This is a genomic window from Shewanella sp. HL-SH4 (assembly GCF_051164845.1).
Classification (GTDB): Bacteria; Pseudomonadota; Gammaproteobacteria; order Enterobacterales; family Shewanellaceae; genus Shewanella; species Shewanella glacialimarina.
Window position 1 is genome coordinate 793,942 of the sequence record NZ_CP195037.1, and the last position, 16,255, is coordinate 810,196.

Consider the following 16,255-nt stretch of genomic DNA (forward strand, 5'->3'; position numbering starts at 1 on the left):
ACTTATTCTCCCGAACTTAACTGCGGTTTAATATCGCTACGCCAGGCGTCATGAAAATGTCGGATCCTGTCTTCACATTTACCCAATATGCCTGGTGTATTAACAGCAGGCATATTCGCTTGGCAAGATTCAGCCACTAATCGGTCCTCTTCCAAAATGGTATGATTAAACTCGGTAAAGTTAGCTTTAATGACCGCTTTTACAGCATCACTTGTGGCACTGCCATCCAGTCTTTTTATCATTCGTAGCTGAAAGTTCAGTTGCGATTGGGTGGATGTTAACGGATCATAGGTTTGTAGCGACATTAATGAGCCATTGGTTAATCCAATTGCCAAATTAGGGTAAATAAAGAAGTGATTATATTCAGTAAACTCGCTGCTTTGCTCAAGTTTTAGGTGCTTTCTCGCCCCTGCCCACCATTTTTTGGGAGTATCTTGTAGCGGTGTGTTACCTGTTGTGTGTCCATTAAAAAACTCAATATCACATTCTGCTTTGGCAAATTTTGCAAACGTTTCCGGGTGGACACCGGCGACATGATAAACTTCTAGTACCGTTTCACAGGCGATTTTCCAATTGGTATTCCACTGATAATGACCTTGTTGAACGGGATCGGTAAACTCAGCTGAAATACGGCTTAAAATGGCATAATACGGCCCAAGATAATCTTCAAGTGACGGGCCTGCTTTCGCGACGCGAACAAAGAGCAATTCTCCGCAACTTTCTAAAGCAAACTCTTTCAGTGATAACGCCTTTTTAGCAGCCTCATCTAAACCAAAATCAGTACGATTTTGTGGAACGCCAGCCAATGCGCCATCGCTTTTATAACTCCAACAATGATAAGGACATACTAGTGGCCTATTGCCCTGGGTTTGCGTTTGAAGCTGTGCTCTTCTGTGACTACAAATATTAAGCAATGCACTAACTTGACCATTAAAATTTTGCACCACAACTGGGGTATTACCCACTTTAAGGGTAATAAAATCATGATTTTTAGCCACTTGATCTTTAAAGCCAACAAATATCCAGTTTTTCTCAAACACTTCTACGCGCTCAAGTTCAAAGGTGGCCTGATCATAATAATGGGTAGGGTGAATGGCTTGTGTCGCTATCATTAAAGTTCCGATTTTTGTTGTATGCTGACAATCAACTGTTTAATTATTCGTTGACAGCCTTGGCTGTCAATCAGTTGACGAGCAATGTCACTCATGTCTTGTCTCAAGCATTTATCATGCCAGAGGTTTACAGCATCGACTTTGATTTTACTCATTAAATCGTTATTAATCTGAGTATCAGCTTGGTTACAGTCAAAAGCACGCGTATCGATAGCATAATACCAACTGTTATTCAGCGGTGAGTCAAGTGCGGGCAATTGATTATCAACCGTCACTAACGCTAACGTAGGGACACCCTGACTTGCTAACTCCCCCAATGTGCCACCTGCGGCGGATATGGCTAACCCTGATTGCATCATTATTTGAGCAACTGATGTAGGGTTACAAATAATCGAGAAGTTTGAATGTTGTTTAGCCAATTGCTCTAAAGCGCGCTGTTGCTGATGAACTTGACCAATCAACAAGCAGACATGCGCTTCAGGTAGTGCATCAATAATGGCTTTTGAAAGCGGCAGTGCAAAAGATTTTGGGTCTGTACCCCCTAAGGCGATCAGTAAATCTGGGCGCTCAGCTATTGGGATATAATCTTGAGTAGCAAACTCTTTACGTAAATAGGTGTATTGAGGCCCTAAGCAAAAAGTCGCATTAGGCGCTCGTTGTCGGTACTCTTCAAGGCTGACATTGGGGGCCGGATTAATGACAAAGTCCGCCCAAATAGGCTGATGGTCTAAGGCATCATCTAGCTTAACGATAAAAATAGTAAGTTGATTGAGTTGTAACCACTCATCTGTTGTCAGATCATAATCATCAACAATAATGGCGGTAAACGCATGTGGTAAAAGTTCATCTGTCGATAATGGCGCTGCTATTTGTAGCGTGTTGAAATTAGCCTGATGCAGTTTATTGAGTAAAGGCAAACTACAGGTTTTATAAATAAAAGTGATATCAAAAAAAACCTGCGCTGCCTGTGCAAGCGCATATAGACGCATAATATGTCCAGCGCCTATACCATGGGAGTTATTTCCGTAAAATGCGACCCGTGGTTTAACCGGCAAGAAAACCACCATCAACGGCTAAGGTAATACCTGTTGTATTAGCACTTAAGCCACTCAGCAGAAAATATACACTATTAGCCACATCTTGCGGCGAACTTAACCCTAATGGATGGGCATCGATTAATAGTTGGCTTTGCTGTTCGCCTAAAGTCGAAAATTGAAGTTCAGCTTTTGCACCACTTACCACAGCTGGTGCAACACAATTAACTCTAATTTTTTTACTGGCAAGCTCCAAGGCTGCTGATTGCACCATAGATGATAGTGCCGCCTTCGATGCTGCATATAGGGTTCTAGCCTTTAGGCCTCTTTGACCTGCTGCTGAACCTATAAATACAAAGCTGGCTCCAGAGTTAAAATGTTTCGCCTTAGAAAAAGCCGCTGTTAACATCACAGCAGCTGAAAAATTAACATCAAAATATTGGCTAATCTGTTTAGGTGAAATAGTTCTTAGTGGGCTATAGCCTTGATAGCTGGCGCTATGCACTAAACCGTCTATTGCACCATATTGGTTGATAAGCGATTTTACCCAAGATTGAATATCTTCAAGGTGACTCAAATCAAAAGGGGCTATTTGATGATGTTGTTGAGTTAATTGACGTTTTGTGTCAATAAGCGCCGCTTCTCGCCGGCCAACTAAAATGAGCTTTGCGCCACATTCATCCAGCGTTTTGCAAATAGCGAGTCCAATGTCTGAATCCGCCGCAGCACCGGTAACAACATATAACTTATTGGTTAAATTCATTATCGTTATTGCACCAAGGTTAATGGCTCAAAATCATCACTTATCTCTATAATTTGTGGCGCCAGTATTGGGCCAATATCGGTAATAATGGCTCCCCAGGACCAACCAACACCAAAACCGCCTAGCATGACTTTTTTTGTATCAGTTTCGAAAAAATTACCTAACTTATGGCAAATAGCTAGCGGCACAGAGGCGCTGGATGTATTACCAAAGTCAGCCATGTCGATGAGATATTTATCTGCTGGAATTTTGGCTTTTTTACGCAAATGTTCAAGAATAAACTGATTAGCCTGATGCATAACGACCATATCTAAACTGTCTGCTTCAATATTAGCTAAAACCAACGACTCTCTGATTAACTTGGGCACCACTTTCAACGTAAAGGAGAATACCGCAGCGCCATTTAAATAAAGTCGAGACTCTTTATATAGCTTTTGTTCTTCTTCACTACTTCTGGCTTCAAGTTCTGGCATGGTGGGGTTTCGTCGCCCACCCGCTTTTACTGCAATATGCTGCCCGCCAGTGCCGTCGGTGCCAAAAACAGCGTAGGAGTCAGTCCAATTCTCATCAAATTGTAATGCTGTTGCTACGCCCGCATCGCCAAAAAGAGGAAGAGTACCGCGATCATCAGGCAAAAGATGACGACTAGAAGTGTCGCCACATAGCACTAACGCCCGTTGACCATCAGAGCCATTAAGCATTTGACTCGCCATCCAGGTGGCATAAACAAAACCCGAACAGCCTAAACTCACATCAAGACATGCAGCATCCTGAGACAAACCAAGTCTGTGTTGCATTAAACATGCTGTGGCTGGGAGTGCATAATCAGAATCCTGTGAGACATAAATCAATACATCAACAGACTCTGGTGCCCAATTAAGGCGCTTTAATAAGGTTTCAGCAGCCGCAATACACATGTCCGATGCACATAGATGTTTTGGCAGGATTCGGCGACTATGTATGCCTGTGCTGGCATAAATTTTATCCGCCTCCTCCTGAGTGAAAATATCTGGTGTTTCAACATATGAATGTCTATGGGGAGGAACAGCGGCTTGCATACCTGCAATTTTGACTGACTTTATCACAGCTTTCATAGATAACCCTGTTGAAATAAACGAATAATGTTGGTTTTAACTATAACATTGAATAATATAGCTTGAAAGTGTCATGCTTGCGTCAAATTTGCACTAACCTTTTCTATATAGTGAAAAAATCAGGGATAAGAAATGACCATTACTACTGTTAACAAGATTTCAATTGCTGGCATTGTCTGTGTCTTACCTGAATTAGTTTGTGAAAATATTGATAAGTCTTCTGAGGTTGCTAGCCAAGAAATGGCACGAATTGTTGCCTCTACAGGTATTCATTCAAGACGTGTAACACCACCAGAACAGACGGTATTAGATCTAGGGCTAATCGCATGCGAATCGTTATTAAGCGAGTTAGCTTGGGATCGCGATGAAATATCGCTGATTATTTTTGTGACTCAAACTCCCGACTACCCATTACCTGGCAATGCGATACAGCTTCAACATCAACTGGGGTTAAATAAAGGCACTATCGCTTTTGACGTTAATTTAGGTTGCTCAGGTTTTATTTATGGATTGTGGCAGACATCGCAATTACTCAGCGGGCTACCAACAGGTAAAGCGTTATTAATTGTAGGTGATACTACCAGTCATCAGTACAGCGAAAGTAACCGAGCCGTATCATCATTATTTGGTGACGCAGTCAGTGCTATCGCTATTGAGAAGCGTGATAACTGCGATGAGATGGTCTTTTCACTAGGCTCAGACGGTGCAGGCGCACCTTATCTTATTCAACCAAATGGGGGTGCTAGAACGCCAAATCGCGCCCCAGAATTATTTATGGATGGTATGCAGGTATTTGTATTCACCCTAAGAGAAATACCCGCCTCAGTTAATGCTTGTTTAACCCATAAAGGCTGGCAAGTAGACGATATAGACTACTGCGTAATGCACCAAGCAAATGAAATGATGCTAAAACGCTTAGGTGACAAAATAGGCATAACTCAGCAGCAATTGATTATCTCAATGGGGGACATAGGCAACACTAGCTCGGCATCAATACCCTTAGCGTTGTGCTTAAGTCTGCAAGATGAATTGCTGCGTCAACCGACTAAATTACTCTTGTCGGGGTTTGGCGTAGGTTGGTCTTGGGGAACAGTTGCCTTTGCATTACAACCGCTCAAAGTATGTAAAGTAATTGATTTAAAAACATCAAATTAGCGCGTATTTTAACGCATCTAGACTGTAAGCAATACTGGAAGTTCGTGTTCTAAGTAATCGGCTAAACCTAGCCAGTCATGACGTTCTTGAGCAGCCAACATACTTGGAATAAGCGCGAGTATTTGGCTTGCATGTGGAAGGAAAGCGAGCATAGGTTCTAAGTGATTTAAACATTCCCGCAGGCGCTGTGCCCCTTCAGCCTCATGGCCGAGTCTTAAAGCATGTGCCGTGGCAATAAGTTTCTCTATTAAGGTATTTGGACTACATAATGTCATAGTGATAAATCCTTATACTGAGCACCGTGTATACGTGCTCCATCTAGGCTAGATTGATAAAATCTCACATGCTGCTTAGCGCTGATATAGTGCTCTAAACTGCGTAAATATCCCCTGAAATTCAGATCCGTTGCCACGCGTTCGCCATGTCCATTAATGACCCAATGGTGATTTTGATTATTTATGGAAGGCCCTAGGGCACCATCATGCCAAAATGCATGTGTTTTATTGCCAGGGTAGCTAAAATCACAGCCAAAAAGTGTTATCTCCTTAATTTTAAGATATACCGCTAGGTCAATCGCAGGATGAATAACACTGCCATTGGTAAATAGTCTTAACTTCGGATACTGCTTATCTAGCTTGTCATAAATAGGATTTTTGGAATAAGCAATAAACTTTGGCCCTGGCCATTGCCCGTGTATTGATGATGACAAGGTGGGGAAATAAACCAGCGTAATCGACGACGGAATTGTGTCAGGAAAATGCGCAGGGGTAATTTTATTGTCTATTGACACCACAATATCAGGAATAATATTTTCATGAATGAGTGCCTTCAGTGCAGTATCCACTGCAATCATTAGTGATCGCTGGCCAATTGGCAGCTTACGCTGTGCGCGTAAATAATCGTAATGATTCTCTAAAGTGGGGCCTGAACCAATCAAATGCGCTTTGTATTGCCCGTGGGGAAGAATTAATGTCGATGCGTCAGGGTCATTTGCTATCGCCTGTGCATTTTCATTTAGACGCTTCTGTACTTCAGGGTTAGCGGGTTGATGCTGACGATTCACATAAGCACGATTATTTTCCAGTACTATGTGATCGCGTAAAATGGCATTTTCATTATTAGCGAGTAGCAAATCAGCCGTGATAGCTATATTTGGCAGGTTTATTTTATGCTGATGAGCTTGATAAGCAACCTTAACTCGAGGGTCGCTTAACCATTCACTTTGGTCAGTAAAGCTCAACAGCAATGCTAGTAATGACAAATTGAGTGGTACCACTTCGATTGATTGTAATTGTTTGTTATCAATCAACAAACTCATCACATCTCCCATCCCAATGCCGTAAACAGTCACCTTGTCGCAAACTAAAGGCAATTGGTTAATCAGTAACTTAGCTTCAGCTATTCGGTTATGGCGGCTACTAAGCTGAATACCGTCAACACTAATAGTTTGATTATTCCCCTCCACAAGCTGAGCATCAAAATGATCGATAGATTCAAATTTAAGTGCCGACGCAAGGATCGGCCAACGCTGGCTGATGATATCAACATTCTTAGCAAAAAGATCAGTCATTGACACTGCCCTCGATGTATTACTTTAAAGTAAAAGTCACTAACAAATCAGATGCTTGAAGTTAGCCTATTACAAGATTAATCAAAGTTAGCTAGATACTATTTCTCAAAACAGTAACTCGCTAATCTCGTTTATAAAATTATCCGACAGGTGTCAAAATAGTTCGTCGATAACAATACAACCACAGCATAATTTTAACGCTAAGTAATTATGGCATAACAAATTACTTTAACCAAACAAGGGTGTGAGCCACGAAAATAGACGCTAATATAAGCTATAAATTTAGCGGTTATACTGCTCGATGAAATACATTGTCAATTTTAACTTAATTTTATCGACAGTGAAGAGTATGGTCTGGCGGAGCAATTTAATGAATTGATAATAAGTCGCAGCGTTAAAAGGGCAGCTTGATCGCGGTAGATATTGCTGTAAATATTAATCTTAATACAAGCCAAATAAGCATCCATATTTAATAGTAAAACCTTAATCGTGGCGATAAGATTTATAACTAGACTTAAGCATTCAAATACAATTCGGTTCTATTTCTGCCAAGTGTTTTAGCTTGATACATAGCATTATCAGCCTGAGTAAATAAACCTGTAAATGATATATCTTTTGCGCTAATACTCACCCCTATACTGACGGTTAATGCATTGTCACCCACTTTAATTTGAGCAATTAACTTATGCAGCCGCTGGCAAAATAATTCAGTATCACTTTTATTGGTATCCGGTAACATGATCAAAAACTCTTCTCCGCCAAATCGAGAGACGAAATCTGTTTGACGACAAAACCCCTTCAATAATCCGCCTAGCTCCTTCAACACTCGGTCACCTTCTAAATGGCCAAAGGTATCATTAATTTTTTTAAAATGGTCAATATCGAGTACTAACAAACCTACCGATTGCTTAGACCTTGCAGCTTGTTCAAGGGCTAAAGTGCTTCGATATTTCATTTCCCTTCGATTGAGTAAACCGGTTAACTCGTCTGTAGATGCCAGCAACTTCAACTTTTCGGCCTGATCCTCTAATGTTTCTCTCGTTTTGATTAATTCTTCATAGAGCTGGTCTCGTTTAGATGCATTAAAAAAACTCCAATATATACAGCCATCTTCACTTAAACGTGCGTTCACCGTTATCGGAATACGCACTCCAGAGGCATTGAATATAATCAGCTGCATTTCTTCGCAAATCTTTTCATGTAACAGTGTTGGAATTAAATAACTTTGAAAAAATATTCGAGAAGACTGAGTAAATATAACATCAGCACTTTTACCAATAAGTTCACCGGGCGGCCACATTAGCTCACTGGTAAAATATGAATTTACATAGGTAATCATTCTTGAGGGGTCAGTCACTAGCACCCCACACGGGAAACTATCCGGAGAGAAACCCATCGAGGTATCCCCCTCCAACTTAAGTGTTTTCAAGGTAGTTAATTCGCATATTCTATTATCGATTTAATAATAGCATCAGGATGTGTCATGTGCAGGCAGTGGCCATCGGCTGGAATAACTTTAAGCTGGCTATGGGCTATTTCACTGGCAATAAACTCACCAATTGAGGTTGATGCCAGCGCGTCGTTCTCACTTTGTAAAATTAATGACGGTTGCTTAATCTCTTTTAAAAGATAACGATAATCAGATAAAAAAGTCGCTTCTGCAAAGTTTTTGGCAATAACAGGATCAGTAGAACAAAAACTGCCAGATAACTCGCCAATCAGATCATCAGAGTTATTGGTTCCCATGACTAATGGTGCTAAATAGTTAGCCCAGCCAATATAGTTTTTATCCATTAGGTTCAATAATTCTTCAAGATCTTCTTTTTCAAAGCCACCCAGGTATTCTGGAGGAAAATTTAAAAAACACGGTGAAGGGCAAACCATGATCAAGTTCGAAAACAACGTCGGTTTCTCAATTGCAGCTATTGCACCAATAATACTACTGACCGAATGACCTACAAAAATAGCATCAGTGAGCTTTAACGCTTCACAAATCTCAATAATATCTTCAGCATATCCTTCAAGTTGGCTATAGCGTTTTTTGCTGTATTGAGAAATATCAGAAGCACCCGAACCAACATAATCAAACAAAACAATTTTGAAATGCTTTGCCAGTTCAGGGATTAAAAAGCGCCACATGTTTTGGTCACATCCAAAACCATGAGCAAGAAACAGCGTTTTACTGCCCTTACCGATTAACTTAACATTATTTCTAATCAATACATCATCTGCATTTAGCATACTTTGTCGTCCTTTTTATCAGGTCACCAATAATGAGCGCCTGCTGACTTTGCCATGGTCAATGTAATTTAGCCATAGCTAAGTTAAGTAAACCATTCAAAATTATCCATTTCATGTTCTGCATCGCCGATATTTTCCGCTGATGTAAGTCAGTCAGATCACGTTATCAGCAATGTAAATAGCACTTTAAAATACAATAAAAACCAGTCGCTATACACCTTGAAGTATTGAAGTTTTTGGACTGAGCGAGGTATTACGACAACACATTTACCTAGTAAATTATCACATAATTTTAAATAGGCGGGTTTGGCAGAAAATAGCAGAGATTATAACAGAAAAGGACAGCTTGAATTTTTATATGGTCTCCCCACAGGGGATAAGCCTAACTAATAGACCTATCTTAACAAACCTTACTAAATCTATATACAGCAAGACTTTAAGCCGCTTCAGGTGCTATGATAACCTTAATGAATATCTACCAAAATGACCCTTTATTTATCTCTCGGGTGGTCTATAGGTGGTTTATGGGGTGGTTAAATGGAACGAGTAAAATTTACTAAGAAAAGCATTGAAGCCCTTATAAACAAAGGTGTTGCGGTATGGTGCAGTGATTCCGAAATAAAAGAATTATGCTTTCAAACCACTTCAAAAGGTGGTCAATTTTTTAAGCTGATTAAAAAGTTTGAAGGTAAGAAGGTCACAGTAAGCCTTGGTAGCTTCGAATCAATGACCGTTGAAAAGGCGCGCACTGCCGCTTTAGATAACCTTGAGCTAATGCGAAAAGGCGTAAACCCTAATACCCAAAAGGCTGCAAAGAAAGCCCGTAGGCTAAGCAGTTTCACCTTTGCTGATCTATTCATGGTCTATAAAGCTGATTTTAATGTCAGAATTAAAGCTGGCGAACGTAGACCAAAATCATTAGAAGATGCTGAGTCAATCTTTAAGCTTCACACTAACCCGCTATTCAAAAAGAAAGATGTTCGAGAGCTAACCAACGATGAAGCGCGAAAAATCATTGCTGACCTTAAAACAGCAAAGACCCCTGCCGTCAGTAATAAATGCTTAACTCAAATCAAATCTATTTTTAACTTCGCAAAAAAAGAAGGTCTTATATCTGATAATCACTTTGCTGTTGCCAAAAAATTTGCAGAACAACCAAGAGAGCGAGTCCTAACAGCAGATGAAGAAACTAGATTGCTGGTGGCACTTGATGATGAACCAGAGATATACAAAGACATTGTGTTAATCGCTTTGATGACTGGTCAGCGAAAGAATTGTGTTCTATCTATGCAATGGGAAGAAGTTGACCCACAGCAACGTATATGGGCAATACCTGCAAGCAAAGCTAAATCAAAAAAAGGCTTAGTCGTTCCGTTAATTCCAGAAGCTATGCAAATACTACAAAGAAGAAGCAGCCAAGCGGAACAAGGCGAGAAGTTTGTTTTTCCAAACAAGCGCAGCAAATTAGGTTATGTGACAGAGAAAACGGGGCAAGGTTCGTTTTGGAGACGCGTAACAAAGCGTGCAGGGCTATATTCCGACAACAAAGCACAACGCCTCACCTTTCATGATTTAAGGCGTTCTACCGCCACCAGAATGGCGAGAGCAGGCATTGAGTTAGCAATAATTCAAAAGGCACTTGGTCATAGCTCAATAGCGATTACACAGCGCACTTATGCTCATCATGATTTAAGTCAGGTTCGTGCTGGTCTTGAACATATCAGAAATGAGCCACCAGCAACGATAGACATCTTAAAAGAACAGTTAAAGGCACTTACACCAGAACAACGTAATAAGCTATTAGAGGGTTTTTAGTATGAATGTAGATGACTTGTGGAAACGTCCCATCACCGATCAGAGAACAGAAGAAAAAAGACTAGCAGACTATGAAAAATCTGATGCTGGAACGCTGCAACGTGATGCTGAAATAGAGATGCTTGAAGGGTACACTGATGATGAATTCCGACTTTTGTTTCTAATAAGCTCAAAGGCTGCGAACGATCCATCCTCATTATTTATCGAGATAAAAAAGTGGATTGATGACAATCAAGCAAAAGATTATAAGGGTAAAAATAGTATTGAAGGAAATGCGTTAATTGCATTAATTTTAAAAGGATTATTTTTAGATGTAGAAGTCTTGCCAAAAATGAAGAAAAAAAGCAAAACATAGACCGACAAAACTAACTAATTCCCAGATATTAGATTTACTCAAAGATGTTCAAGCTACAAATGTTATTCAAGCTGCAATTAAGAATGGAATTACCAGAGAAACCCTTCAACTTAGATTAAAGAATTTTGCTAAAAGGTATCACTTAACTTATCTCGAGTTAAAATCGATGGATATTAAAACAATAAATCTCCTTATAGCCCAACTTGAGAAAGTGCAACATAAGTCTATTTAATTCCGTTGCATGCAATTTAAGTTATTAGACTTTTCTTGCAATTATTCAACATTTATTAAAGTGCCATTATATATCCCAGCTTTAAACAAACTTAACTGGTGATAATATGCAAGACAACAAAATCCTACTAAACAATTCCGAAGCAGCAGCTTATTTGGGCGTTACAGAGGGCACCATGATGGTATGGCGCTCTACTGGGCGCTATCAAATCCCTTTCATAAAAGTTGGTCGTTTAGTGCGTTACAGACTGAATGACTTAAACAACTTCTTAGATAGCAGAACCCAAACCAAAACCGCTTAGTTTTATCTCTTATAGGGATAACACATGGCATCAAACTACCTGAATAAATTGCTTTTAATTTTATCAGGTTAAATCTAGCCACCTATAAACCACTTTAACAAGTGGAACAAACGACATATTAAAGTCAATCAACAATCGAGGATACATCATGAGCAATAGAAAATACGGCACATCAATGGTACTAAAACGTTTACTAAATGGTGAACGATTAACGGCAGAGCAAATCAGTTTTTTTAGCTTTGGGGAGCAGCAAAGTAGAGTTATGGACGAATTAAGAAAGTCCTATATCCCTTGGGAATGCGACCAATCAGCTAATGATACGACTTGGTTTATTCCAAAAATCGAAATAGCCCGTTATTACCATTGCAGGGATGAGCAAATAGCGGCTGAAAAGTCGTATTTTTACGCTAAGAAAACGGTAAGACTTGACCGAGAACTAAAAAAGGCTATCAAGTGGCGCGGTCTTAACTGGCTTATTAATCGAATAAATGAAAAGGCGGCAAATGATGACAGCTTTGAAAAGCAAAAAGGCTCTGAGGAGTAAACTCAAAGCCTTCTGACATACACATGGTTAGTGGCTCAATCTTGGCGGAACGACCGCTAACCATTTTTCAAGGATAGCCTAGTCATGCTCAATCAATCAAGCGTTAAACACGCACTCCTAAATTTGCAGGTTTGTGACCCCTCGAAAAATAAGACATTTCATGCAGGCTGCATATCAGCGAGATACTATTTAAAGGTTTGTGACCCGTTTAAATATTATCTAAAGCAATTCCCTCTTAGCAGTAAGAGGTTTTAATGAGCTATTCAACCAGAAAGCTCAATTTGAAGTATGGTGATTATATTCTAGAGATCCCAAATGGTAATTTAGGTTGGTGCAGAAAAATAATGGTTGCAGGGCTTAACCAAATGGAAGCGATGCTTTCACGTACTGATAGAATTTTTGTGATTAGGATTGATTGCCATGCCGCTGCTTATTCACAGACCAACAAACAAATTAGTACTTTTAGGAGGCGATTATTTAAAAGGCTAAGAAGGCATTACCCTGACTTACTGATAGGGTATTTGTGGGTAAGGGAGCAAGAAAAATCGAAGAACCAACATTATCATTTTGTCATTATGGTTGACGCTGACAGAATACCAGCGGCAAGCGTTGTTATAAGTGCCGCCGTTGATGTTTGGGAAAGGCTAACAGGTATTCACCCTCATGTACCCAAAAAACCTTATTACCTAGTAAAGCGTGGCAACAAGCAAGGCTTTATGGAAGCGTCGAAGCGGATAAGCTATTTAGCGAAATCTAGGGGGAAAGGATACAGACCAGATCAAACCAAAGACTATGGTGCAAGCAAACTAAAAGCGGCTTGATTCTTAGCTGACATAAATATAATTAGTTTAGCTGTAATGGCTCATACACGATCTGACACTTCCGATGAGATGACTTGAACAGATCGTACAATGATCTACTGAGTTCTCACTAACTCACTTTTGGACATAAGTGAGTTTGAGCTAACGCCCTGTTAACAGACAAAAAGTAGTTGGTTAAAATTAGCGAAGAAGGAGCAAAACAAACTATTTTTTATCCTTGTTTAACAGCTTTTTAGGTGTTTTTACCAATTTGCTTTATTGTCTAATTTTTTATTGGTAACGTAAGATTCGATATCTTTTACTATTTCGTTAACTTGCTTTTCAGCGTCAGCAATACGTTCTTTTGAAACATGACTAACAGTATAAGTACTCTTGTTATCAGTATTTGTGTGCTCGATGATTTTTGTAAGCGCCCTAAATTTATTATCTTTAGTATCTATACGAACGTTATACTTGATTTTATATTGGATAATGCCAAAGGGATCTGAGCCAATGTTGGCTATGCCATTACCAATTATTGTACCTGACTCAGGATCTTCATAGTCAACTACAGACTCACCAGACACAAAATATTGAGAAAACCATTGTCTGGTTTTTTTAAATAGAGTTTTTTGATCTTGATTTGGTACATTCACTACTGATGTAACCTCAACGGCTTTATATTCAGTTGTAGCACAGCCTGCGAGTGAAAGTGATACAGCCAAAGCAGCTATAGTTAATGCAGATTTTTTCATTTTATTCCCTTTATGATTATTGATACAAAATTTGATTATGACGATGAAACACCTAACAGCGTTTAGCGAAAATTCCTATAAACACCCTAAGAAACGCACCAAAACCCAACATCCACATCACATTAATAATTAATAATTAATAATTAATAATTAATAATTAATAATTAATAATTTTAGTAACTTACCAGTTTAATTAACCCGAATCAATCACCCTTTTGTCTAGATAAAACCGAGAATTTAGATAACCGAGAATGATATTAACTCGTTATGTAAATAATTTTTTAAACAAAAGCTAACCAATTCAATTGGCTATATTTTCCCTTGAGATAAAACCATAAATGAATTGCGAAATATTAACCCAGATAGCACTTAGGCTCATTTTCAATTAATGATTTTTAAGTGAGGTTATGGCGAGGTATTGGTGAGGTTATTTAACTAAAAGCTGACAAAACTAGACATTCAAACTCAAATGCCAATCTTTAGGGGCTGTAAAAACCATTTAAACACTAAGAACTCACTATGAAATACACACAAATAACGTAAAGCAAGCAATTCACAATGATAGCTAATTTTATGATAAGTCTAGGTTAGGTCGAGTCAAGGTTAGAGCAAGGTTTAAGCACCATTAGCAATATCAAAATAAATCACTAAATTTATTCTAATGACTCTCAAGGTGGTTTATAGGTGGTTAAATTCCTGGAGTGATATATAAAACACTGATTTAAAATGATTTATTTTAATGCTGGTCTCCCCACAGGGACTCGAACCCCGATCGGCCGCTTAGGAGGCGGCTGCTCTATCCTGTTGAGCTATAGGAAGACGAAACTGATTATACTGGTTTTCAGCCTGATGAAAAGAGCTTATAGGCGATTAAAATCGTTAGGATTTAATTGCTTAATTATTAAACTGATTTAAATAAGACAAAAGTTGCTCACCTTTTGTCTTATTTACCCTAAACACTTAGAGTTTAATGGCTATATCGTGAACCTGAATGTTATCGGCGGCATCAACGTTTTCAATCATCGCGGTGGCTGTGCCTTCACTCACTTGATCTATCACTATTTCAGTGCGGTTTTTAGTCACAACTGCGCGCATGATATTAAGACGATCGGGAATATTTTTTTGCAAAACCAACTGAAATTTATCACCCAGTTTAACGCCATTTTTACGGCCTAAATTGATAATAACTCGATCCCCTTGCCTAGCGATAATTTGCCCTAGCAACGGGCGACACTTGAGTGCGTTATCAAGTGACATAACACTTAATTGCAGCTGGCTTGTGATTGCTTGACCATAGGATGAAGACCAAAAACGCTGGCTGTTTGGCATTACGGTTTCTTGACGTTCAAACTCCCAGGGGGCTGTGGTAGCAAATGTTTGTGACCACACCTCTTCACCGCTGATGCCATGATATAGGGTTAGTTCATAGCTAAATTGACGTGAGGGGACTTCATCAACAAAGCCCATAAAACTGCTGGTGTAAGGCTCTGTCGACATATCAGTAATGTAAGATTTCAATATATATTGGCTGTCGGTGATTTCACCAAGCCAACTAGGGATGCTATAGCCTTTGAAATTAACCAGCTCGTTGGCGGTATCTAAGCGTTCATCAGCGTGTACCTTAGCGAAACTTGCGCTTGATTGTTGATTAATGGCTTTACCAAATTGAAGCGTAAAAGCTTTATTAAAATCGGATAAATGACCATAACTTAGCTGAGTTCTGTCCGCTATATCTGCCTGCGGTAACATAATAGCCGCCTTTAAGGACTGTGCCTGACACTGCTCTGTTTCACTTTCATCATCAATATTAAGCGACAAAATAACCGTCATAATATCATTGCTGACTAACTCGCTGAGCAATTCAATATTATTGGCCGCGCCCATTCGTTGCATTGAAAAGGTATCCTGGGTGAGCGAGCCTTGAGTAATTTGCTGCTGGCTAGAAAAATTAACCCCGCCCCTTAGGCTGGCGTAATTCAATGCTTGGTTAATGGCGTCTTCGCGCGCTTTATCTATATTACCATTCACAATTTTGGCAGTACCTGTCACTTCAATTTGCTCTGCAATTGAATAAGGACTCAATAAAACAGGCAATAACATCAAGGCCCGACACCATTTAGGCCACGAGTATTGTGTTAACTTATTATTTAATGCATGTACCATATTTCACCCTGCGTCAGATATCTGTCACTTGTACTACAAAACAACACGTTACATCGCTGAAATAGCGCTGTCGTGAGTTACTAACAACTTATCAAGCAAAAACTGTGCCCAATCTATCTTTACTTTCGCTAACGACACTATGACTGACGCCACTATGATTAGCGCTACTATGAATAACGCCGCTACAATTAATGAAACTCTATCTAGTTTAAGTCTACCTAAAATGGCCTGAGGTTTATTGACTGCAGTTTTATAAGTAAACAGCGCTTTATAAAGATAAAGATTATTTAAGCGGTGCCGATATATCAGTATCAATTGAAT

At 39.4% G+C, this 16,255-nt stretch carries 16 protein-coding genes and 1 tRNA gene; 6 read left to right on the forward strand and 11 right to left on the reverse strand.

Annotated features, from left to right (window positions below):
* Positions 1 to 2: 2 nt before the first annotated feature.
* Genes ACRWQL_RS04450 through ACRWQL_RS04465 form a run of 4 tightly spaced genes read right to left on the reverse strand, consistent with a single transcriptional unit; the run spans position 3 to position 4,003 of the window.
* On the reverse strand, positions 3 to 1,112 hold the full coding sequence (locus ACRWQL_RS04450; protein WP_434952562.1) for an aromatic ring-hydroxylating oxygenase subunit alpha: 1,110 nt from the start codon (positions 1,110 to 1,112) through the stop codon (positions 3 to 5).
* Complete coding sequence (locus tag ACRWQL_RS04455; RefSeq protein WP_434952564.1) at positions 1,112 to 2,167, reverse strand: PseG/SpsG family protein; 1,056 nt, start codon at positions 2,165 to 2,167, stop codon at positions 1,112 to 1,114. The genes ACRWQL_RS04450 and ACRWQL_RS04455 overlap by 1 nt, the downstream gene beginning before the upstream one ends.
* Positions 2,157 to 2,909, reverse strand: coding sequence for an SDR family NAD(P)-dependent oxidoreductase (locus ACRWQL_RS04460; protein WP_434952566.1), 753 nt, complete (start codon positions 2,907 to 2,909; stop codon positions 2,157 to 2,159). The genes ACRWQL_RS04455 and ACRWQL_RS04460 overlap by 11 nt, the downstream gene beginning before the upstream one ends.
* Before the next feature lie 5 nt (positions 2,910 to 2,914).
* Positions 2,915 to 4,003, reverse strand: a complete 1,089-nt coding sequence (locus ACRWQL_RS04465) for a 3-oxoacyl-ACP synthase III family protein (protein ID WP_434952568.1) — start codon at positions 4,001 to 4,003, stop codon at positions 2,915 to 2,917.
* A gap of 132 nt (positions 4,004 to 4,135) precedes the next feature.
* On the opposite strand from ACRWQL_RS04465, the gene ACRWQL_RS04470 reads away from it, so the two are divergent.
* Positions 4,136 to 5,158: a ketoacyl-ACP synthase III gene (locus tag ACRWQL_RS04470; RefSeq protein ID WP_434952570.1), complete on the forward strand. Its 1,023-nt coding sequence runs from the start codon at positions 4,136 to 4,138 to the stop codon at positions 5,156 to 5,158.
* A 17-nt stretch (positions 5,159 to 5,175) separates the two neighbouring features.
* Here ACRWQL_RS04470 and ACRWQL_RS04475 read toward each other — a convergent pair whose 3' ends face one another.
* From ACRWQL_RS04475 to ACRWQL_RS04490, 4 genes are all read right to left on the reverse strand, one after another.
* On the reverse strand, positions 5,176 to 5,433 hold the full coding sequence (locus tag ACRWQL_RS04475; RefSeq protein ID WP_434952572.1) for a hypothetical protein: 258 nt from the start codon (positions 5,431 to 5,433) through the stop codon (positions 5,176 to 5,178).
* Positions 5,430 to 6,728, reverse strand: a complete 1,299-nt coding sequence (locus ACRWQL_RS04480) for a motility associated factor glycosyltransferase family protein (protein ID WP_434952574.1) — start codon at positions 6,726 to 6,728, stop codon at positions 5,430 to 5,432. Before ACRWQL_RS04480 ends, ACRWQL_RS04475 begins: the two co-directional genes overlap by 4 nt.
* Before the next feature lie 514 nt (positions 6,729 to 7,242).
* Positions 7,243 to 8,124: a sensor domain-containing diguanylate cyclase gene (locus ACRWQL_RS04485; RefSeq protein WP_434952576.1), complete on the reverse strand. Its 882-nt coding sequence runs from the start codon at positions 8,122 to 8,124 to the stop codon at positions 7,243 to 7,245.
* A 38-nt stretch (positions 8,125 to 8,162) separates the two neighbouring features.
* Positions 8,163 to 8,969, reverse strand: coding sequence for an alpha/beta fold hydrolase (locus tag ACRWQL_RS04490; protein ID WP_434952578.1), 807 nt, complete (start codon positions 8,967 to 8,969; stop codon positions 8,163 to 8,165).
* A gap of 537 nt (positions 8,970 to 9,506) precedes the next feature.
* On the opposite strand from ACRWQL_RS04490, the gene ACRWQL_RS04495 reads away from it, so the two are divergent.
* From ACRWQL_RS04495 to ACRWQL_RS04515, 5 genes are all read left to right on the forward strand, one after another.
* Positions 9,507 to 10,784 (forward strand): tyrosine-type recombinase/integrase, encoded by a 1,278-nt coding sequence (locus ACRWQL_RS04495; RefSeq protein ID WP_434952580.1) that lies wholly within the window; start codon positions 9,507 to 9,509, stop codon positions 10,782 to 10,784.
* Position 10,785: 1 nt separating this feature from the next.
* Positions 10,786 to 11,139, forward strand: coding sequence for a hypothetical protein (locus tag ACRWQL_RS04500; protein WP_434952582.1), 354 nt, complete (start codon positions 10,786 to 10,788; stop codon positions 11,137 to 11,139).
* Between the two features lie 338 nt (positions 11,140 to 11,477).
* Positions 11,478 to 11,672 carry a helix-turn-helix domain-containing protein gene (locus ACRWQL_RS04505; RefSeq protein ID WP_434952584.1) on the forward strand — a complete coding sequence of 65 codons (195 nt, stop codon included), beginning with the start codon at positions 11,478 to 11,480 and terminating at the stop codon, positions 11,670 to 11,672.
* Between the two features lie 148 nt (positions 11,673 to 11,820).
* A complete protein-coding gene (locus tag ACRWQL_RS04510; RefSeq protein ID WP_434952586.1) occupies positions 11,821 to 12,216 on the forward strand; it encodes a hypothetical protein in 396 nt (131 codons plus the stop codon).
* Positions 12,217 to 12,470: 254 nt separating this feature from the next.
* Complete coding sequence (locus ACRWQL_RS04515; protein ID WP_434952588.1) at positions 12,471 to 13,037, forward strand: YagK/YfjJ domain-containing protein; 567 nt, start codon at positions 12,471 to 12,473, stop codon at positions 13,035 to 13,037.
* A gap of 242 nt (positions 13,038 to 13,279) precedes the next feature.
* Here ACRWQL_RS04515 and ACRWQL_RS04520 read toward each other — a convergent pair whose 3' ends face one another.
* The 3 genes from ACRWQL_RS04520 to ACRWQL_RS04530 all read right to left on the reverse strand — a co-directional run bounded on the left by ACRWQL_RS04520 (position 13,280) and on the right by ACRWQL_RS04530 (position 15,871).
* A complete protein-coding gene (locus ACRWQL_RS04520; RefSeq protein WP_434952590.1) occupies positions 13,280 to 13,771 on the reverse strand; it encodes a DUF4468 domain-containing protein in 492 nt (163 codons plus the stop codon).
* Positions 13,772 to 14,514: 743 nt separating this feature from the next.
* Positions 14,515 to 14,590: transfer RNA gene (locus tag ACRWQL_RS04525), tRNA-Arg, on the reverse strand.
* Between the two features lie 141 nt (positions 14,591 to 14,731).
* Positions 14,732 to 15,871, reverse strand: a complete 1,140-nt coding sequence (locus ACRWQL_RS04530; RefSeq protein WP_434930192.1) for a flagellar assembly protein FlgT — start codon at positions 15,869 to 15,871, stop codon at positions 14,732 to 14,734.
* Between the last annotated feature and the right edge of the window lie 384 nt (positions 15,872 to 16,255).